The following is a 20,602-nucleotide window of genomic DNA, read 5'->3' as shown; positions in this document are numbered from 1 at the left end:
CGTGTTCGGGACTTTCACCCATTAGAGCGCGCCCATGGCGCGCAAACCAAAAAGGCCGGGATCCTTTCGGATCCCGGCTATATATGGGGAGAATAAGCAATGGAAGTTAACCTTCAATTGCGATATAACCATCTTTTTCTTCAACGACTTTCGGTGCTTTCTTCGGAACAGAAAGTTTCAGAATGTCATCTTCACATTTCACATGTTTTCTGAATTTCATCCCTCGTCGGCATTACACGCAATGCTCCTTTTCTTGTTGTGATCACAGATGCTGCTGCATTTGCAAAAGTCAACATTTCCTTTAGTTTATTTTCATCTAAACCTTCCATTCCGTGTTCACAAATATAATGTAATACACAACCACAGAATGTATCTCCTGCTCCTGTTGTCTCAATTGTATTTTTCTGAAGGAACGGTTTTACTTCTACCATCGTTCCGTTATAGTATGCACGACTTCCTTCTTTCCCCATAGATACAAGAATCAACTGAATCTGATATCTTTCTCTGATCCAGTTTACCCCGGCAGTATAATCTTCTTCACCTGTCAGCCACTGAATCTCATTATCTGAAATTTTCAGAATATGACAGTGTGCTAATCCATATAATACCTGTTCCTTTGCCTCATCCAAAGAATTCCAAAGAGGTGGACGTAAGTTCGGATCAAAAGAAATAACTGCACCAGACTCTTCTGCAATACGGATTGCTTCTTTTGTTGCTTCACGTACTCCTTCATGTGTCATAGACAATGTTCCGAAATGGAAGATTTTTGTTTCTTTAATAAGTTCTGCCTGAACTTCCGTTTTATTCAACATCATGTCTGCTCCCGGATTTCGATAAAATGAGAAATCTCTGTCTCCATCCGGATAAGTATGCACCATTGCCAGTGTTGTATGGATTTCCTTGTCTGTACATAATCCTTTTGCATCAATCCCTACTTCTGTTATCACATCTCTCAGCTGTTCTCCGAAAAAGTCTTCACCTACTTTTCCGATGAATGCCGTCTTATGTCCTAGTTTCGTCAGCATTGCAAGTACATTGCAGGGTGCGCCTCCTGGATTTGCCTCAAAAAGTGGGTTTCCCTGATTACTTTTTCCATTTTCTGTAAAATCAATTAACAATTCTCCAAGTGCCACTACATCATATTTTTTCATCATATTCTCCATTCTGCCGCAAAAAACGACATTTCTTCTATCATTGATACTATGCTCCTATATGCAAAAGGGATTCCCGTTTCAGGAATCCCCTATCATTATCCATGCATCTTCAATTTCAATATAATTTTTGTCCTAAACCAGATTGTATTTCACTATATCGATTTTAGCTGCACCTTCAGCAAAGAATGAAATTCCTTTTGCCTCTTGTTCTGTAAATATAACAGCAGACATAACCTGCTCACCGTCATTAATAAATATTTCAGCACTGAATCTATCCAAGATCACACGAAGCTTTAATTCATTGGCATCGCCATTTACCAGACACCTTCTCTGATGAACTAATGCTCGTTCGGTTCCTGAAAATTTTCTGTCAATTTTCAGGACAGACTCATCCGGGCGGAAACTTAATTCTGTATAAAACTTCTCATTTTGTGCAAAACGTAATACAAATTTCTTATACACATTTTCTTTATCTTCCGGACGTATCACAAGTTCCATATCTATAGTTCGTCCTTCGATTTTGTCTAATGTGATCGCATCATTATCTATTACTACATCGTTGTACTCAACTCTGTCTTTACGCATTGCATCGAGTTCTTTGATCGGAGTCTGATAAAGTCTTCCGTTTTTGACAGACACTTCTCTCGGCAGACTCATTTGCGCAAACCATTTTGAGTCATTACAACGATGAGCAGTCGTATCCCAGTTCTGCATCCAGGCAATCATAATTCTACGGCCATCCGGTGCAAGCAAAGTCTGCATTGCATAATAATCCATTCCATAATCGACGCTTTGTACTGTCTCTTCTTTTAAGGTATGTGTCTCCGGATCCATCTCTCCGATGATACATAAGGTCCCATTTCCATTATGGAACTCCAGTCCTTCCGGCAACATGTCCTGTGGACTTGTCAGAAGAACATGTTTTCCATCTAATTCGAAAAAGTCCGGACACTCCCACATCTTTCCATAACGTTTTTTATTTTCTGCCAGTACACTGACAAATTCCCATTCAAATCCATCTGCACTTTTATAAAGAAGAATCTGTCCACTTCCATCTGCCGGACGGCTTCCGATCACACAATAGAAGTACCCATCTTTTTCTTTCCAGATCTTTGGATCCCGGAAATCCACTTTACTTGCACCTTCCGGCAAGTCTTTAGCTGTCAGAACCGGATTCTTTTCATATTTCTTATAATTTTTTCCATCTCCAACAGCCACTGCCTGTGTCTGAATATCCCTTGCCGTTCCATCTTCAAGCGTCTCCTGATCTACAGCAGTATAAATCAGCAGCTGTCTGCCGTCGTCCAGTTCTATTGCACTTCCTGAAAAACATCCTATCTTATCATAATCTTCATCCGGTGCCAGAGCTGCCGGAAGATATTCCCAGTGAAGCAGATCTTTACTTACCACATGGCCCCAGTGCATACTGTTCCAATGTGTATCATATGGATTATACTGGTAAAACAAATGATACTCTCCCTGATAGCAGGAAAAACCATTTGGATCATTCATCCATCCAACATATGGACTCACATGAAAAGCCGGTCGATCCTCTGCTTTTATCTGCAGCCCCTGTTCAGCTTCATATTTTCTAGCCTTTTCTAACATCTCACTCATGAAAATTCTCCTGTTGTTTGTATCGTTATTTTTCTTCACTCAACGACTTCTGATACTCATCAAAGTATTTCTGTTTAATTGAAATATAATCAGAAAGTCCATACTGTTCCATTTTCTTCAGATAAGAATCCCACTCTTTTTCAATTCCGCCATTCAGGATCCAGTCTGCTTTCTTCTGTTCTGCATATTTTTTGATATCTGTATCATACTGAGATACTTTATTGGTATCATCAATGCTCATGAATACGTTTGGATAAACATATTTACTGTTCATATCCTGTAAATAAGTTTCATGCATATTGTCCAGACGCCATTTTGCATCCTCTGGCTGTGTTACATAGACGTCATAATATTCATTCAGAACTGCAAGAGGACCATTTACAGATTGTGCTTCACGTACTTCTACCGGAGACTGATCCCCCAGATCCATGTGTTTCAGCATTTCTCCACCATCTTTATTGGTAGACAGTTCAAAAATGTTAAAGGAATCCTTCTCTCCATAAGTTCCCCAGTTATTCTGCGGTGACTGAAGTGGTGCATACATCTGATCGATCCATGCAGCAGCAAGTGCTGTGTTACGGCAGCTGGATGTAAGAACACATCTTCCACGATCATATCCACTTGTTTCACTGTTATTCTGTCTTGTAATGTTCCGCATACCATCTGGTCCTGTCAGAGCCGGCAGCATAACATAATCTTCATTATTATCAATATTGGCGATATCCCATGTAAAGCAGAGACCATAGCGGTGATTCTTTCCTTTGGCGACATAAGTAGACCACTCTTGTGTAAATGCTTCCGGGTCGACCAGATCCTCTGTTACAAGTTTATGTAACCACTCAATTCCTTCTTTGTATCCTTCCTGAACGGTTGTATAAATAACTTTTCCTTCGTCCGTTACAGCGAAATGATCTCCTGTATCTCCATAGCCTTCTCCAAATCCATTGAGCAGAATTGCCGGATCCTGGTCACCATTATTGATGATAAATGACATTGGAATCACAGCACCTTCAATCGAAAATTCTTTTTCAAGCTCATCTGCATGATCACGGAATTGAATCAATACCTGTTCCAGTTCATCTGTTGTTGTCGGAATCTCGAGTCCTAGATAATCCAACCATTTTTTATTAATATACGGAATATCTCCGATTGCCTGAATGGCTTCTTTCCCAGAACCAAGCTGTTCAATCCATGGGAAGGAATAAATATGTCCATCTGGTGCGGTGCACATTGTCCTGTATTCTGGATATTTTTCAAACACTGCCTGTAAATTCGGCATATATTTATCTATCAGATTTTCCAGCGGAATGATAATCCCCTGTTTTGCATAACGCAGCAGATCATAATCACTCATTCCGGCATTGAATAATCCATCTGGCAGATTTCCAAATTGTGCAAGCGCCAGATTCTTCTTATCAGAGAACTGATCCGATACAAAACAAGTCCAGTCAATATGAACATTGGTCTGCTCTTCCATTCGCTGAAAAATTACTCGTTCATTCGGATCCTGTGTTGATGTAGCCGGTGCACTTGTAATAAAGGAAAGCTCTGCAGTTTCCTTTAATGGAAACTGCACCTCCGATACAGGTGTACCCGGATCAATTTCAGCCTCAAGCTGCTGCTTTTTTCCACATCCTGCAACTCCCACCATCATCGTCAGGGACAGTACAATTGCAAGCAATGCATTTACTTTTCTTTTCTTCATATCTGTATCGTTCCTTTCTTATTAGCCTTTTACCGATCCGACCATAATTCCTTCATCAAAGTATTTCTGGAAGAATGGGTACATTACTAACAGTGGTAAACTTGATACTACGATCGTTGCATATTTCAGCTGTTCTGCTACTTTTGCCATTTCTGCTGTACTCTGAATATCAGCGATCATTCCAGGCTGTGGTGTATTCTGTACCAGGATGGAACGGAGTACCAGCTGTAATGGCTGAAGATTTGCATCATTCAGATAAATCATTGCATCGAAATAACTGTTCCACATTCCAACAAAAGACCAGAGTGCCAGTACTGCGATGATTGGCTTACATACCGGAAGCATGATTTTAAAGAAATGCTGGATCTCATTTGCACCGTCAATCGCAGATGCTTCTCTTAATTCTGTCGGGATTGACTGATAATAAGTTCTGGCAAGAATCATATTCCATACATTAAATGCTCCTGGAATCAGGATTGCCCACACTGTATTAACCATGTGCAGCTGATTGATCAGGATAAATGTAGGAATCATTCCACCACCAAAGAACATTGTGATCAGGAAAATAACATTGAAAAAGTCTCTTCCTACAAATTCCTTCTTTGACAGTGGATACGCAGCCAGTAATGTCACAAAAACAGAAATTACTGCAAATGCAAGTGAATACAGGAAGGAATTCAAAAATCCACGCCAGATCATTTCGTTCTCTAATACTCTTCGATATGCGTCTAATGTCCAGTCCTTGGTGTTAAAACTCAATCCCTGGTTATTCAAAACAGTAGGATCCATAAAGGATGCGAGTACTACATAAATAATCGGTATCGCTATAGAAAGGACGAATAAACCAAGAATAGTAAATCCGATTCCAAGGATTACTTTGTCTGTCCTTGAATATTTTCTCTTTTTTTTCTCCATCTCTTCTCCCTCTTTTCTATAATCCTTCTCCATCATTCAGTTTCTTAACAACCCAGTTCACAAAGATCAGCAAGATAACATTTACAACTGAATTGAAAAGACCTACCGCTGTCGAATATCCATAGTCTCCATTCAGAAGTCCAATACGGTATACATATGTAGACAGGATTTCTGATGCCGGAAGGTTCATATCTGTCTGTAAAGCATAAGCTTTTTCGAAACCAATACTCATGATATTTCCAGCCTGCAAAATAAACTGAATTACAATGATATTCTTAATTGCCGGCAATTCTACATACCAGATCTGCTGCAGAAGATTCGCTCCATCCATGAGGGCTGCTTCTTCCAGCTCCTTGCTGGCATTCGCCAGTGCTGCTGTGTACATGATAGATGCCCATCCTGCGGTCTGCCAGATTCCACTTGCAATGTAAATTGTCCGGAATGCAGAAGGCATTGTCATCCAGTTTGTACTGATTCCTAATACTTTATTCAGTGGGCCTACAGGAGATAAAAGCATACGAACCATACCACAAAGCACGATGACTGAAATAAAGTTTGGCATATAGATCAAAAGCTGCACTTTCTTCTTAATTCCGGTCTTACGAATACGATTCAGAAGCAATGCAAGAATGATTGGAACCGGAAATCCCCACAGTAATCCATAGATACTCAATTTCAACGTATTCATCAGATAGTTCATAAAATCTGGTGAAGATAAGAATCGTCTGAAATGCTCAAGCCCTACCCAGGGACTACCAAGAACTCCTTTTATTACATTGTAATCTTCAAAAGCAATCAGAAGACCTCCCATCGGGAGATACTTAAAAATAATTGTCAGTAAAAGTCCTGGCATCAGGAAAAAAAGATATAACTGCCAGTTTTTCTTCACATAAGTCATCTTTTCTCTCCACGTTCGCTTGCTTACGGACTTTGCTTGATTTTGCATTCTTTTCATGCACTTCTTCCTCCATTCCATTGATTTTATGAGAACCGGTTACGTAACCGGTTATTTTATGATTTGATATTACTATATCCATTTCTTTCTGTCAACACTTTTGTATACTAAAATAACCGGTTACGTAATCAGTTATTTTATCGTTGCGTTTTTCCATCAAAATTGCTATACTGAAAAATATTATTAACCGTCAGCCATCATATTGAAGGAGATTCAACTTTTATGAGTAAAAAGAAACAGGTAACTTTTGCAGATATTGCGGAATACACCAATTTTTCAAAAACTACAATATCAAGATACTTCAATCATCCTGATTCTCTTACCTTGGAAAACCAGGAAAAGATTTCACAAGCTCTTGACACACTTGGATATAAAAAGAATAAGCTGGCAAAAGTTCTGGCAAATGGAAAAAGTGAATTTATTGGAATCATTGTTCCGAATCTTTACCTGCACTATTATTCTGAGATGCTGACACAATTCCTTTCCAGCTACCGTGATTATCATTATAAGTTTCTTGTTTTCGTCAGCGAACATGGCGCAGAAGAAGAACAACAGTATATTGAAGAACTTCTGTCTTATCAGATTGAAGGACTGATTGTTTTAAGTCACACTCTTCCATCTGAGAAACTCGCTTCCTACCAGATTCCTGTCATCGCAATTGAACGCGAAGCAGAACATATCAGCAGCGTCAATACTGACAACTATATGGGAGCACTTCAGGCTACTTCTCTGTTGATTCGAGATAAATGTGATATATTAATTCACATAAATGTCAATGTGAATAAATCCGCCCCGGCTTATGACCGAATCTGGGCCTTTCAGGCAACTTGTGAAGAATATCATGTGCCATATGATATAGATTTGAGTGTAAAAGGTGCTTCTTATCATGAGCTTTTGGATGTAATCCGAGAGATTTTCAATAAGATAGAATCAAAATACCCCGATCAAAAAAAAGGTATCTTTCTTGCGAACGATACCTATGCTAATATGTTTCTTAATTTAATTTTCCAAAAATACGGGACATTTCCTTCCACTTACGAGATTGTTGGATTTGACAATTCTCCGATTGCCAGCGAGGCAATCCTTCCGATCACAACCATCGGACAGCAGATCGATGTGATTGCAAAAACTGCCATGGATCTTCTGGTCCAGCAGATGGAGGAACAGAAAAAGCGTGTTCCCAAACCATTGGGTGAACCCATCCATAAACAGATTACACCTATATTAATTCGCCGCAATACAACAGAATAATTTATTTCTCATGTAAAAAAGGCCGGGATCCTTTCCGATCCCGGCTATATATGGGGGGAGAATAAGCAATGGAAGTTAACCTTCGATTGCGATGTAACCATCTTTTTCTTCAACGGCTTTCGGTGCTTTCTTCGGAACAGAAAGTTTCAGAATACCGTCTTCATATTTCGCATGGATATCTTCTTCACTGACTGCATCACCAACATAGAAGCTTCTGCTTAAAGTACCAGCATAACGTTCACGTCTGATGTAGTTGCCCTTCTTATCCTGTTCATCTTTATCAAGACCTTTGGCTGCTGACAGTGTCAGATAACCATCCTTCAGCTGAACCTTAATCTCGTCTTTCTTAAATCCCGGAAGATCCACATCCAGTTCATAACTGCCATCAGTTTCACGGATATCCGTTTTCATCATGTTCTGCGCATGTTTACCATAAAGCGGATTCTTCTTGCCCCAGAACTCATCTTTAAACGGGAAGTCCATCCAGTCATCATCAAATAAGTTTTCTCCAAAAATACTAGGCATTAACATAAGTCATCTCTCCCTTTTCTTTTATGATCTATCTTGAAATAAGTTTTAAGTTCTGAACTCGGTTGGTATGAAGGATATTCAAAAGATTTTCTTTCAATCTTTTTATCTCATATCCCTCTTCCTTTGTTCTAGTTGTAATAGAACACTTATTATTAGCACTATCAAGAGGCGAGTGCCAATTATTCTGTGAAAAATTTGTGAAGCCTTGATTTTACGGGCTTCACAGGGATTTTTCACTTGCTTTCGCACTCTATTTTCTTGATTTGACCACATTTTTACGACAAATCTTTGGAAAAATATATTCGTCTAATTTTCTTACCACATTTTACGACAACGACTTATGGTTTATACCACAGCAGGTACGGTTTCCGGCAGATTCATTTTAGACATCTCATTTTCCACGTGAGACTTCTTTAATTTTCTTTGTCAGGTCTTTCCGAACAATCTTACCGTCAAAGTTCTGACGGAGCTTGTTCTTTATTTCTTCATGGGTACTTTCACCCTCTGCAAATTGCTCCATCTTTCTCTCCTCCTGCGGCATTAACTAAAAAAATCAAACTCGTCCACCGCAAAGGCGATGTCAATCTGAAATGGCTCCCGCTGTGGCATCTGTAATCCCTGTTCATCTGCAATTACCAGATAATAAGTAGCTGTATTGCTGTATTTTAGAGATTTTAGATTAAACTGACAACGGAAAGTTCTTTCTGCACCGTTATCACTGGTCTTATCTGCAATAATCTTCTGAATATCACTAATCTGCTTGCCGTCCTCATCTGTAAAGTAAACCTGATGGTCACTAATCTCTGTCATTAGCTTTGTCAGAATTACTTCGTTAATACACGGAAAGCACTCTGTTCCTACCAAATCTTCTACTGTCAGCTTTTCAAAACGCTGATACAGACGAGCTTCATCCTCAACATAACGTGCCACATCATATAATTGCGGAATGTTGTCACTATGAAGCCATTCAGAAATAAAACCGTCCAGTCCGGCAAGATATTCCTGCCGCATGGTACGGGTCGCCGCGGTTAAAAGCAGATGAATTGCCAACCGCCCAAGATCTGGTTCTTCCTCCACAAATCCGCATCCCTGACGAACCATCGCCCAAAATGCTGCGTCTGCATGATATTTTACAAAATCCTGATAAACCGTATTATTATTCAAATCCAGTCCCGCCTGGAACACACTACGGAGAATCATATTAGGCTGTGCATCTTTCAATCCACAGATTGCCGCCATGACAGCCATGTGTAACTGTGCCGGTGTTTCCGGAACTTTATTCTGCGTGCTAGCTTTCAAACGACGGTCTTTCGCATTGAAATAAGCACGATAATTCTTAACCTGTTTCCTCATTGCTGGATTTGATATAAGTCCCATCTCATCCATCCAGATAGAAATCAGATCCGCCCGAAACTCTTCGCTGTAAAGCTCCACATCCAGAAGCCAGTTATCATCAGGGCGGTTATAGACACACGGACTGTAAACCAGATAATTTGTGCTCAAATCATCTACTGAAAGCAGTTTTTTACAGAAAACGCATTATTTCCAGTCAGTGCAATCACCTTTGCATTTTCTAAAACCACTTCATCCAATTTATCCTCAAATTCCTTATCTTCATCGTACCAGAAAATGATACGACGCTGATAAAACTCAGGAAGAGGTGCAGCAAACCTGCGATTTAAATCTTGTATTATTTTATCTGTATCCATGCTGTCCTCCTACCTTATAATTTTCCAATTTGCTTTTCGTTTTGTTCCGCTCTGTACCAATCTACCTTTTTCCTGTAAAGAAGCGAACATTCGAGAAACCGTTCTTTTCGATATACCCATTTTTTCTGCATAATAGGCCTGTGTTGCAGACGGATTCTTCTCTATAATCTGCAACAATTTTTCTATCTGCGTCTGTTCCTTATTAAGCGGCACTTCAGCGCCATTAGTGCCATTATCGGAGCCACATTTAACGCCATTAGCGCCATTTTTAGTGCCATTGGCGTTAATTATGGCGTTATTGGTATCAACCTGACCTCGATAAATATTAATACGCAAATCAACTTCGCCACCAATAAACTCCAGCTCCCGCAATCCGGCAGCTTTTACTTTATCAATAATTCTCGGGATGCCGCTTCCCCAATGCTCAATCAGGTTCATATAGGCAAACGCATGGGCAAGGGCTTCATTTCTGATTTTGGAATAGCCTTCTTTCATACGCTCCATCGTTTGTCCCATTGGCAGCTTTCCTGGAGAAGTAATTTCCAATCGGTTGTCATATACCGCTACCTGTATCGTACCATGATCCAGATAACTACGATGTACCATAGCATTTATAATCAACTCACGAATGGCATCCGGTGGAATCTCATAAACATCCTGGCGATAAATTCCCACAATTGTAGCACCCAGATGAATATTTCTCAGGTTCTTCGCCATAGCCATCGGAACGGATTCTTTTACTCCATCCCGGATAGCTGTTTCCACCCTTTCCTGAAAAGCATCTTCCTTTTCTCTGGTTTCCAGATACGGATCTGCTTCATTCCTGTACTCTCTGGAAAAATAATCGTTTAAAGCAACTACAACTGCTCTGGTGTACGATTTATATTTTTCCCTGTCCATCGTCTGCAAATATTCCCATGCCTGCCTGTCCTGTTCATCACAAAGGTTCAAACGGATATTGGTATTGATGATTTTCCGTTCTTTTCTCATCCAAGCATCCCTCCGTTTCTCTGGATCTTCCTTACGGTCATTGCTTCATAACCTTTCGCTGTGGCACAGATGTCCCGTACAATCGTCACTCGGTTCTTGTCATATTCTCCGAAGTTCTGTATCATACAACCGCCACCGCCCACTACATACAGACGCATCAGTTCTGGATTGTATTCCCGTTCCCTCAGCTTATGAAAGATTTCTTTCGTATAATCTCCGGCAGTTTTACGAATCACTGTCAGATATTTCTCACCAATATCTGCTGTACCGATACGGATCACCTGCTCAATCACTAGATCGTCCACTACTGTTCCCAGTTCTTTCAGCAGGGATTCCCTTACAGCAAGCACACACTGATGTGTTCCATATTTCTCTGTAAAGCATTTCTTCTCTAATGGACGGGAATTGTTGATATACATGATGTTCATAGTTCCGTTTCCAATATCCACAAGCATGTTGATTCCTTTGAAATCCTGTAAGCGGTAAAAGGCTGCTGCAAATCCCTGTGGGTAAATATCAGCACCTGCAAACTCCACATGATACTCTTTATTACGGAATGTAAAATCTACACATTCATTCTGGAGAAGATATTTCTGAAAGTCTTCTTTCTGTGTAGCTACCCAGGTAAGGGGAAGTCCGGCAGCGATATGTACCGTTGCCCGGTTCATACATTTCCCATCCAGTTCCCTTGCGATAGCCGCCAGTGTCAGCACATAATAGTCCTCTGCTCAATGTTGCCAGTACTTGCATATTGTAATTCCAGTCATCTGGCAAACTTAACATCAGCGATAATAGACCTTTCGCTTTCAATGTCAGATTCTTATTCTTGAAATGATGATTACTCATTACCGTAAAATTCTTAGTTCTCTCTACACGAAAAATCTGTGCCATGCTCCCATCCTCCTTTCCAGTTCAAAAGAAAAAGACGCAAGCCATATCTTATGACTCACGCCTTACTTCGCTCACAATATTCTATTTTTATCAGTTACCTGCCAGATTAGTTACTGGCAATCCTTATACATAAATCAATTCTTTCAGGATAATCTCTTCTGCAATCGCTCTGTGCTGATTGGCAGCTCTTACCCATGCCATCTGATCTTTCTCCTTATCCGGCAGTGGTTCTTTTTCTTCCAACTGTTTCAGAATCACTTCTTCCCGTTCCCTGGCTGCCTTGTCTACTTCCAGAAGATGCTCTCCAATGGTGTTCTGCAGAAGCATCACCTGATGTAGTCTTATCAAAGTTGCTGTTCAGATGATATTCAGAAATATATGGCTCACCCAGTTCTGCAGATGCCGGCGCTTTTGTAGCCTCTTCATAATTTGCAAAATGATCTGCTCGTGAAAGATATGTCACATCGCCTTTTGCATTTTCAAATACATTTGATGCTGCAATATCATCTGATGCTCTTTTATTTTCTCCCTTATATACTACATCATCACCTGCAGTATAAGTTTTCTGATCCAGCACAGTGTGTGAATCGCTGTTGATTGAAATCACATAATCCCCTTTTTCAAGAACATATGCTTTTGCATTATTCTCATCATAAGAAGCCATATCTTCTATACTGAATGTAACTGTAACAGTCTGAGTTTCTCCCGGCTGAAGCAGATCTGTTTTTGAAAACTCGATCAGATTTGCAGAAGATTTCTCGATTCCGCCATTTGTATATGGCGGTTTATAATACACTTCTACTACATCTTTTCCGGCAACATCTCCGGTGTTGGTTACTTCTACATCTACAGAAATCTGTCCGTCTTTCTCCTCCAGTTCACCCATTTTCTGTTCAAATTCCGTATAACTCAACCCATATCCAAATGGATACTGTACAGTCTTATCGTAATCAATCGAACCTTCCTGTGCAGCTGTTTCATAATACTTGTATCCTACATAAATGCCTTCCACATAATTTGTAAATGCCGGAGCATACACCTGAGCGGTTCCTGCGTTCATTCCTTCAACGGCCATATCTGCCAGATTTGTATACTCCGTTTTTTCTGCATTATTCCACCACGGTGCAGTCGTCATATCATAAATGAATGTATCCGGTGTTTTTCCGGAAGGATTGACTTCACCTGAAAATACTTTACCGAGTGCATTAAATCCCACATTTCCCGTTCCTGGGCACCATACAACAGATTTAATCTGAGGATATTCATCTACGAAACCAAGTTCAAACTGATTTGCTCCATTATAAATTACGATCACATTGTCAAAGTTTGAGCAAACCATATCCACCATATATGTCTATTTTGCCATTACATCAAATATCTCCTTAAATGCTTCTTACTCCACTTCCTCCAGTTCTGTTCCTTCTGGAAGAATATATCCGCAGTTATCACATACTCCGTCCTCTGCAAGTATCCCGTCTTTCACAAAGGCTTCAATGCCTCCCGGTTCATGACAGCGTGGACAATCTAATTCCTGTATCCTTTTCTGATTTCTTACATCCTGGCAATTGGCAAATTCAATTTTACCCATAGTGATTTCTCCATTTTCATTCCATATCAATTTGTCTTCGCAAAAAAGTTCCTACCATACGGGAAAAATCGCTGATATTACGAATATAGGCAAAGTCTTTTCCATAGATTCTCTTTTCCACGGAGAGCTCTTCTTCATTCCCTGCAAAAATACCAATTACGAAAATTCCCTGATTTCTAGCCCGACGTACCTCATATGCAGTATCTTTCACAGCTTTTTCTCCGTCATAGATCTTGGGCTGGCGGGTTCCTGGTCGTTGTATGCTCATATCACAGGGTTTTCCATCACTTAATACGATTAAAATCTTATTTTTTTCCGGTCGCTCCATGAGAGAGGAACCGACTGTTTTCAGAGCAAGCCCATCTCTGTTATTGGCATATGCACGAAATTGAAAGATTCTTTCATTTGTTTCCCTTGGATCTTCATAATCCCGAAATCTCTGAAGTACTGTATATCCCCAGAAAGCACAGTATCCTGTCACCCGATGAGGAATTCCTGCCTGGCTTAATGCTTCACTGATAATATATCCCTGCGCCGCTACCTGAGCCTGTCTGTCAGCCTGGGAACCACTGGAATCAATCAGGACGTCTATTACAAACTCAGAATCTTCTGCTCTCTTTTTTCTATTAAATAACTTGTCATCGTCTGTTCTTCCAATTTTCCATAATCTCTCAGGAACAAGCTGTCCTGCATCAGATCTGCTGACAAAATCATCCTTTCGGATTATAAAGGCCCGTTTCAGTGACTCTGCCAACACAGAAATATTTCTTTTAATGATCCAGTGATTATTTCCATAATAGGCTTTATTTTTTTCAAACTGAAGCTGAGAAAAACGGTATTGATTATTTTTAATCACAGGGCTCTGTAATATTCCATCTGTAAGATACAGGTTACAGTTTTTATGGATTCCTGTACAAAATTTCCGGTTGACTCTGGCCTGCTCCGATTCACTTAGATACGATTTTCCGTAATTCAGTTCCACATATTCCCGTATCCGTCGCACTGCCTGTGGATTTATATTCTCCGAGCTTTCCGGAACTTCTTCATTTTCCGGAGAGAAATAAAATCTTTTTTTCTTTTTGTTTCTGATATCCAGACTCATCATCTTTTTTTTGAGATTAGAAAGATATTTTTGAATGATGTCTTCCATCTGTTCATCTGTCATGCATTCCTGCCACGCGTCATTGGTCAATGCCATATCCGGTAAATTCAGAATCTTCTCCAGATTTCCATTCTTTTTTTCAAAAGAGGGATCCAGAACATGATTATAAATCTCATCTATCACGTTTATGACATCTTCCGTATTTTCTGCATCCTTCAGAGAAAGAATCTTGTACAATGCAATCTCTGCCTGTGGATCCATTCCCTTATCGTCTGTGTTCTCCAGAACATGCCTTATATACAGAAGCCTAATCCTGTGAATCAGGTCTGTTCCAGCTTTGTCTGATACCTGTTCTTCCTCGGCCTTTTCCAATTCTCTGAACGCCTGTTCTCTGATTTCCTTTGTTCCCAAACGTTCTCGAATGATAAAACGATTCACTGCAGCATCCATGCATAATCCAGCAAGAGGCAAAAGCATATCTTCTCCAGCAGAAAAATGTATTTTTTTCATCAAATACATGCCAAGTTTCTTCTGATCAAAATATCGTGCAAAGGCACCCTGCTTCACTGCCTCATACAGAACCGTTTGTTTTGAATAAACATATTTTTCTGTATCCGGTTCAAATTCCGTATCATAATCACCACTGACTGTCCAAAAAAGATTTCTGATACGATTGCTGATCTCCAGATGATGTTCTTCCAGTTGTTCCGCCGGCCATCTGACATCCTCCATACAAGTTTACCCCCATATGTCTTTTCCGGTCCAGGAAGATGGGATTCTGGTAGAAACCACATCTTCTACGATCTCTTTTTCAAATACATCAAAACTTTTATTTATGATTCCCATCTGGATTGCATCAATTGGAGAAAGTCCGCTTCTTGTTGCTTTTACAGCAGAAACCAATCCTCTCAGGTCAAGAGATTTTGTTGAGATTTCTCCATGATAAGCTTTGATCTGCAAATCCAGAAACAGTCCTGCAAAAGCTTTCAGTGCACTTTTTTCCCCATCCGGAAAATGTTGTCTTAATATAAAAAGGACACTATCCTCATCCATTTCAGGCATATCAATTACCATAAACCTTGAAACCAATGCTTCATTTAGCTCTCTGGTACCTGCGTAACCATAATTCATCGTGCCGATAAATCGTGTTGCCGGATGAAGTAAAATCCTGTTATATCCTGGAATATCAATTCTGCGCCGATGATCCAGTGTGGCATGCAGTACAGAAACCGCATCATTTTTTGTCATATTGATTTCGTCCAGGATTCCAAATCCTCCAAATTCCGCGCATTGGTAGATGGGGCCTTTCCGAAGGCGAACCTCATTATTTATAAAGGTATCCGTTCCAATCAGATCGGCACTGTCTGTATTTACATGAAAAGAAATATCATATTCCGGTCTTCCGAATATCCATGCCAGTGTCTCACATAGTACATTTTTTCCTGTAGCTTTCGCGCCGGAAAGTAAAAGGTTATCTCCCTGAAGAAGCGCTGCTATTGACATTTCCAGAATCTTTTTCCCATAAAATAAGATATCCGGTTTTTCTACTCGTTCCTTTACCTGATCCTCTACCGTATAACGCATGTGAAAATCTCTCAGTTCTCCAATCAGTTCCTGCGCTATCTTCTGGTCTTCTAAATATTTTTCTATTTCTGTCCAATGATTTCTCATGAAGATTTTCCTTTCTTTGCAATTGGTTATATCAAATCAGATAATATTTCTGTTTACTCAATCTTCAAACTTTCAATCCTCCAACTCACAATCCTAACTTCTTTACAATTTCTCCCAGTGCACTTCTTACAGGAGAATCTTTCGGAAGCCGTATGATCGGCTTTCCATCACAGTCATACTGATATACCTGGTCATCATGTGGTACAACGCCTAACAGTTCCAATCCCTGATTTCGAATTTCTTCCAGAGTTCCGGCATCCAGTTTTCCATCCGGAACACGATTCACGATTAATCCAGTTTTCTGTGGTTTAAAGTTTAATTCATTCATCAGCTTTGCAATACGTCCGGCTGCCTGAACACCTCTTCTGGAACAGTCACTCACAAGAATCGCAACTTCCATCATTGGCAGAATTCCTCTGCTGATGTGTTCCATACCCGCTTCGTTATCAACCACAATATATGGATAATGGCTTTGCAGTTTCTGAACCTGGGTCTGTACAAGGCCATTTACAAAACAATAGCAGCCCTGTCCCTGGGTTCGTCCCATTACCATCAAATCATAATCGTCTTCTTCTGCAATCGCATCAGAAAGACGCATTTCCAGATATGCCTGTTTTGTCATACCGGAGGGAATCTGATATCGTGGGTCTATGCCTGCCCGCTCAATTTCTTCTCTCAGCTCCCCAAGTGTGACCTCCGGCTCAACACCGAGCACTTCGTTCAAATTTGCATTTGCATCTGCATCCACCGCTAGGACCGGACGTTTTCCGCTTTCACATAAATACTGGATCAACAATCCACAAAGAGTTGTTTTTCCTACGCCACCTTTTCCTGATACTGCAATTACATGTCCCATGTTTTTCCTCCTAAAATTCTGAACAATCTGTTGACTTTTTCTTTAAACCTCATTATAGTTGTTACTATATAAATTACAATAATCAATCTGTGAGATTTGTATGGTTACTCAACACATCAGAAAAATTGTTGAGAAATTATATGATACTAACTAATACAGGAGTATATAATGTCAGAAAAAACGAGAAAACAAGATCGCCGTACCCGCTATACCAGGCAAACCATAAAAGATACGTTCTTAGAGTTGTTAAATCAGAAAAGTTTTACGAAAATTACAGTTACAGAGATCTGCAAAAATGCTGAAATCAACCGTGGCACTTTTTATCTTCATTACTACGATATCCATGATGTATTATCAGATATTTTTAATGATATGACTCAGGATATGTTAACAACTGTAGATCATTTATTCTGTCTAAATCAAAAAAGCTGTTCCTATCCGTTCTGTCAGAAAATACAGATGGAATCACAATACAGGGCACTGTTTCTGGATGATGCAATTGCCCCTATTCTTCTGGAAAAAATAGCAGAAAATACAAAAGAAGGCTATGTGACCTGGCTTATGTCACACAGCCTCCTGACCTTTGAACAGGCAGAATCGGTTTTTTATTTTCAAATGAATGGCTGCCTTTCCATCAACAGACTGATGCTCCGCAATCACTGTAATGACTGGAAACAGATTCAGACAGTAATCGACAAATTTATCAAAGCCGGGTTGGAAAGTTTTCTGATTCATGATCAGAGAGAAGAAAAGGCTTCCGATAATTTTTGCAGCAAAATTTCTCCAACTGTTACCGCATCTTCTACACTCAGATAACGATCGGCATGATCCTGAAGAAATATTTTGCCAGATGCAGGAAATTCTTCATCTGCAAACCATATCTTTAAAGTTACCGGATATCTTGGCAGAACTGGAAAAACAGCACACAGATCCGCCTTTGTCTCTGTGAATTCTGCACCCAGGTTTTTACATGCTTTCTGAATTTTCTCAGGATCTTTATCCTGCAAAAGCTTTTCCAGTTTCTGCTCTGCAGTCCGGTCAAACTTGGTTCCCCGTATCAATCCATCTTTCAGGTTACCAAAAGTAATGAGCTTCTGTGAGCCTTCTGTGCCATCGGCCATATCCAGATAATGCAGCAACGTCAGATAATGCCATTCATCTATGTCTGAGTTAATATAGAATTCAGGAAGTTGAATTTCAATCGTTTCATAAAAACTCATTATCTCAAGTACATTCCGGCTGCTATGAAAAACAGCCCCGCTTTTTGCAGCAATCTCCTCTCCGGAACGATTTTGCAGCCGTTTTACTGCTGCCTGCAACATTTCATGAAATGCACGATTTTCTGTTTGATTTTTGTATTCCATAAGTTCTCCTTTGTGAACATTTATAGTATCTGTGTTGACTTTTCCTTTAATCTCCATTATAGTTGTAATTATATTATTTACAATCATCAAAGCATTAAAAAATGTACAGTTTATCAACACATTAAAAAGAACTGTTGAGAACTTAGGATGTTTTAAACAAACCAGAAATATTTTCATCCCAAAAACGTGAAAACAAGATCATTATATCATACTACAAGGAGTTTCTTATCATGAAATATTCAACGAAATTAAGTGATACTGTTCATGTGATGGTTCTGATTGCTATCAACCAGGAAAAATCCCTCTCCAGTGCCTCAATTGCAGAAAGTGTCCATACAAATCCCGGCTTTGTACGCCAGCTTATGTTAAAACTAAAAAAAGCGGAACTTATGACAAGTGTAGCCGGACATGCCCGTCCTTCTCTTTCAAAACCAGCCGATCAGATTACATTGCTGGATATTTATAAAGCAGTTGAAGGTGATAAACCATTGCTTCATTTAGATACTCATACCAATCCAGATTGTGGCGTTGGCATTAACATTCAGTTATCTTTGCAGGGATTTTATAATGAAATTCAAAAGGCTGCCGAAGAAAAAATGAATACGATTACTTTGCAGGATATCATAGATACCTACTATCAGCGGATATCTATAGAAAATAACTTACAGAATATTATTTAACAGGAGAACACTTTCATGTACCTTCAGCAAATACGAAATGCTACCAAAACACTGTGGGAGAAGTAGACTATGAGAAAACAATCTGGTCAAGTTCATAGCAGGGAATCTTCTGCAACTCTCCAACTGACAGTAAGTTTACTCTATCCTTAATTGCTTAAGCTGGTTGTATATGAATAAAGAATGATGTATAGTATTTGCAAGAGGCACCTTCTTTCGTAAATGTTGCAAATGTTTGTTTCGTCACTTTCATTATACAACATCAAGAATCAAGGTGTCTTTCTTTTATGCAAAATCACGAACTTGCTCATTTATAGATAAAACGATTTTATTTCAAAAGCGGTTTTTACTAAAAATACGTCTGCTGTTTTTGGTCATTATTACTATGCATTGATACCTGGTCAAATTTCTTCCGAAAACAGATGATTTCAGGAATCAACTTGTCGGCACACTCCTTTGTAGTATGTTGTCTATCTTCCATTGAAATCTCTCTTCTTTGGTGATACAATGTGCTACAATGCTTATCAAAAGTTACATCATTTTGGGGGACATTTACACTACAAAGGAGAATTTTATTTATGTTTCAGGTTTTTGTTGATTCAGCGGCAAATCTGCCTGCTGTTACTGCGAAAAAATACGATATCCATGTCGTTTCTTTCGTCAATCTTGTGAATGGAAAAGAGCTGGTCTGCTTCGACCCGGATCTGTCACCGGAAGAGGAGCTTTCAAAAGGAAAAGAATATTACAATGCCATGCGCACCGGCTGTGAAATCAAGACCGGACTGATCAGCACCGCAAATTTTGCGGATGCGTTCCGCACCGCTCTTGAGGCAGATCAGGATGTCATCTATCTTTCCTTAAGCAAAAACATCAGCGGAACTTATAACTCCGCAAGACTTGCTGCCGAGGAGCTTCTTGAGGAATACGGCGGAAAACGTAAAATCCGCCTCGTCGATTCCCTGAATGCCTCTCTTGCACAGGGCATCCTCGCCATCTATGCCAGCGAAATGCGCGATCGGGGCATGAACGTAGACGAAGCGGCAGATCTTCTGGAAACCTACGTCGGCAAAATGAACGGCATTTTCACCGTCGGCGATCTGAAATATCTTTCCCGCACCGGAAGAATCAAGGGAAGTGTCGCTGTGGTCGGAAATATGCTGAAAATCAAACCGATTCTGCGTGGAAATGAAGATGGCTATATCGTTTCTTATAAGAATGTCCGCGGACGCAAGGCCGTTTTAAATGAACTGATTCGTCTTTTCTGTGAAACGATCGAAGACCCGGAAAACCAGATCGTCGGAATCGCACATGCAGATGCCTATGAGGAATCTCTTTATATGATGGAAGAAATCCAGAAAAGAGTGAAGGTGCGTGAATTTATCAATACTTCCTACGATTACTGCACCGGAAGCCACGTCGGACCGGATACGATCGCTTTGTTCTATCTCGGAAAAGACCGCAGTCTTCTGTAAAAGGAGCAACCAGACTAACCACTGCTGTTCCACTGTATTTTTTCCGAAATTGCTGCAAACAGCGGAAATACTGTTTCTTTTTTCCATGCATAATTCCACCTGTTTTTCCACATACTACCCATACAGTACAAATTATGGAAAGTACATTGCGGAA

General features: G+C 39.9%; 17 protein-coding genes and 5 pseudogenes. 4 read left to right on the top strand and 18 right to left on the bottom strand.

Going from position 1 to position 20,602, the window contains the following annotated elements; all coding sequences use genetic code 11:
• Positions 1 to 191: 191 nt before the first annotated feature.
• The 5 genes from DW769_RS07890 to DW769_RS07870 all read right to left on the bottom strand — a co-directional run bounded on the left by DW769_RS07890 (position 192) and on the right by DW769_RS07870 (position 6,346).
• Positions 192 to 1,151 (bottom strand): carbohydrate kinase family protein, encoded by a 960-nt coding sequence (locus DW769_RS07890; protein ID WP_118697282.1) that lies wholly within the window; start codon positions 1,149 to 1,151, stop codon positions 192 to 194.
• A 135-nt stretch (positions 1,152 to 1,286) separates the two neighbouring features.
• Positions 1,287 to 2,771 (bottom strand): glycoside hydrolase family 32 protein, encoded by a 1,485-nt coding sequence (locus tag DW769_RS07885; RefSeq protein WP_118697281.1) that lies wholly within the window; start codon positions 2,769 to 2,771, stop codon positions 1,287 to 1,289.
• Between the two features lie 25 nt (positions 2,772 to 2,796).
• The gene (locus DW769_RS07880; RefSeq protein WP_118750214.1) at positions 2,797 to 4,476 is read right to left on the bottom strand and encodes an ABC transporter substrate-binding protein; all 1,680 of its coding nucleotides are present in this window, start codon (positions 4,474 to 4,476) and stop codon (positions 2,797 to 2,799) included.
• 21 nt (positions 4,477 to 4,497) lie between these two features.
• The gene (locus tag DW769_RS07875) at positions 4,498 to 5,391 is read right to left on the bottom strand and encodes a carbohydrate ABC transporter permease (protein ID WP_118697337.1); all 894 of its coding nucleotides are present in this window, start codon (positions 5,389 to 5,391) and stop codon (positions 4,498 to 4,500) included.
• Between the two features lie 16 nt (positions 5,392 to 5,407).
• Positions 5,408 to 6,346 (bottom strand): ABC transporter permease, encoded by a 939-nt coding sequence (locus tag DW769_RS07870; RefSeq protein ID WP_118750213.1) that lies wholly within the window; start codon positions 6,344 to 6,346, stop codon positions 5,408 to 5,410.
• Positions 6,347 to 6,568: 222 nt separating this feature from the next.
• Here DW769_RS07870 and DW769_RS07865 point away from each other — a divergent pair, with 222 nt between their 5' ends.
• Entirely contained in the window at positions 6,569 to 7,597 is a 1,029-nt protein-coding gene (locus DW769_RS07865; protein ID WP_118697278.1) for a LacI family DNA-binding transcriptional regulator, read from the top strand.
• A gap of 75 nt (positions 7,598 to 7,672) precedes the next feature.
• On the opposite strand, the gene DW769_RS07860 is transcribed toward DW769_RS07865, so the two are convergent.
• The 12 genes and pseudogenes from DW769_RS07860 to DW769_RS07810 all read right to left on the bottom strand — a co-directional run bounded on the left by DW769_RS07860 (position 7,673) and on the right by DW769_RS07810 (position 16,935).
• Complete coding sequence (locus tag DW769_RS07860; RefSeq protein ID WP_118750212.1) at positions 7,673 to 8,128, bottom strand: Hsp20/alpha crystallin family protein; 456 nt, start codon at positions 8,126 to 8,128, stop codon at positions 7,673 to 7,675.
• A gap of 391 nt (positions 8,129 to 8,519) precedes the next feature.
• Complete coding sequence (locus tag DW769_RS17035; protein ID WP_274422184.1) at positions 8,520 to 8,648, bottom strand: hypothetical protein; 129 nt, start codon at positions 8,646 to 8,648, stop codon at positions 8,520 to 8,522.
• A gap of 20 nt (positions 8,649 to 8,668) precedes the next feature.
• A pseudogene (locus DW769_RS07855) lies at positions 8,669 to 9,837 on the bottom strand (hypothetical protein).
• Between the two features lie 9 nt (positions 9,838 to 9,846).
• A pseudogene (locus DW769_RS07850) lies at positions 9,847 to 10,548 on the bottom strand (ATP-binding protein); the annotation flags it as partial.
• 275 nt (positions 10,549 to 10,823) lie between these two features.
• Positions 10,824 to 11,540: a ParM/StbA family protein gene (locus tag DW769_RS07845; protein WP_243105433.1), complete on the bottom strand. Its 717-nt coding sequence runs from the start codon at positions 11,538 to 11,540 to the stop codon at positions 10,824 to 10,826.
• Positions 11,541 to 11,550: 10 nt separating this feature from the next.
• Positions 11,551 to 11,718 (bottom strand): annotated as a pseudogene (locus DW769_RS16835) (helix-turn-helix domain-containing protein); the annotation flags it as partial.
• 123 nt (positions 11,719 to 11,841) lie between these two features.
• A pseudogene (locus DW769_RS07835) lies at positions 11,842 to 12,054 on the bottom strand (TnpV protein); the annotation flags it as partial.
• A pseudogene (locus tag DW769_RS07830) lies at positions 12,053 to 13,066 on the bottom strand (fibronectin type III-like domain-contianing protein); the annotation flags it as partial. The pseudogenes DW769_RS07830 and DW769_RS07835, both read right to left, overlap by 2 nt.
• 45 nt (positions 13,067 to 13,111) lie before the next feature.
• Positions 13,112 to 13,306 (bottom strand): hypothetical protein, encoded by a 195-nt coding sequence (locus tag DW769_RS07825; RefSeq protein WP_118750211.1) that lies wholly within the window; start codon positions 13,304 to 13,306, stop codon positions 13,112 to 13,114.
• Between the two features lie 16 nt (positions 13,307 to 13,322).
• Entirely contained in the window at positions 13,323 to 14,471 is a 1,149-nt protein-coding gene (locus DW769_RS16830) for a cobaltochelatase CobT-related protein (protein WP_243105431.1), read from the bottom strand.
• A gap of 675 nt (positions 14,472 to 15,146) precedes the next feature.
• On the bottom strand, positions 15,147 to 16,079 hold the full coding sequence (locus tag DW769_RS07815) for an AAA family ATPase (protein ID WP_118750209.1): 933 nt from the start codon (positions 16,077 to 16,079) through the stop codon (positions 15,147 to 15,149).
• Between the two features lie 85 nt (positions 16,080 to 16,164).
• Entirely contained in the window at positions 16,165 to 16,935 is a 771-nt protein-coding gene (locus tag DW769_RS07810) for an ATP-binding protein (RefSeq protein ID WP_117762263.1), read from the bottom strand.
• A gap of 168 nt (positions 16,936 to 17,103) precedes the next feature.
• Between DW769_RS07810 and DW769_RS07805 the strand changes: the two genes are divergently transcribed.
• The gene (locus DW769_RS07805; protein WP_019162593.1) at positions 17,104 to 17,751 is read left to right on the top strand and encodes a TetR/AcrR family transcriptional regulator; all 648 of its coding nucleotides are present in this window, start codon (positions 17,104 to 17,106) and stop codon (positions 17,749 to 17,751) included.
• Here DW769_RS07805 and DW769_RS07800 read toward each other — a convergent pair.
• Positions 17,673 to 18,299 carry a DUF3786 domain-containing protein gene (locus tag DW769_RS07800; protein ID WP_118750208.1) on the bottom strand — a complete coding sequence of 209 codons (627 nt, stop codon included), beginning with the start codon at positions 18,297 to 18,299 and terminating at the stop codon, positions 17,673 to 17,675. The two genes, DW769_RS07805 and DW769_RS07800, sit on opposite strands and share 79 nt — an antisense overlap.
• 230 nt (positions 18,300 to 18,529) lie before the next feature.
• On the opposite strand from DW769_RS07800, the gene DW769_RS07795 reads away from it, so the two are divergent.
• Positions 18,530 to 18,979 (top strand): Rrf2 family transcriptional regulator, encoded by a 450-nt coding sequence (locus tag DW769_RS07795; protein ID WP_055221751.1) that lies wholly within the window; start codon positions 18,530 to 18,532, stop codon positions 18,977 to 18,979.
• Positions 18,980 to 19,554: 575 nt separating this feature from the next.
• Complete coding sequence (locus DW769_RS07790) at positions 19,555 to 20,448, top strand: DegV family protein (protein ID WP_118595257.1); 894 nt, start codon at positions 19,555 to 19,557, stop codon at positions 20,446 to 20,448.
• Positions 20,449 to 20,602: the final 154 nt, after the last annotated feature.

It is taken from the genome of Blautia sp. AM29-29 (assembly GCF_003480555.1).
GTDB classification, from domain to species: Bacteria; Bacillota; Clostridia; order Lachnospirales; family Lachnospiraceae; genus Fusicatenibacter; species Fusicatenibacter saccharivorans.
The sequence above is the reverse complement of the archived record's forward strand: the minus strand, read 5'-3'. Positions and strand labels throughout refer to the sequence as shown.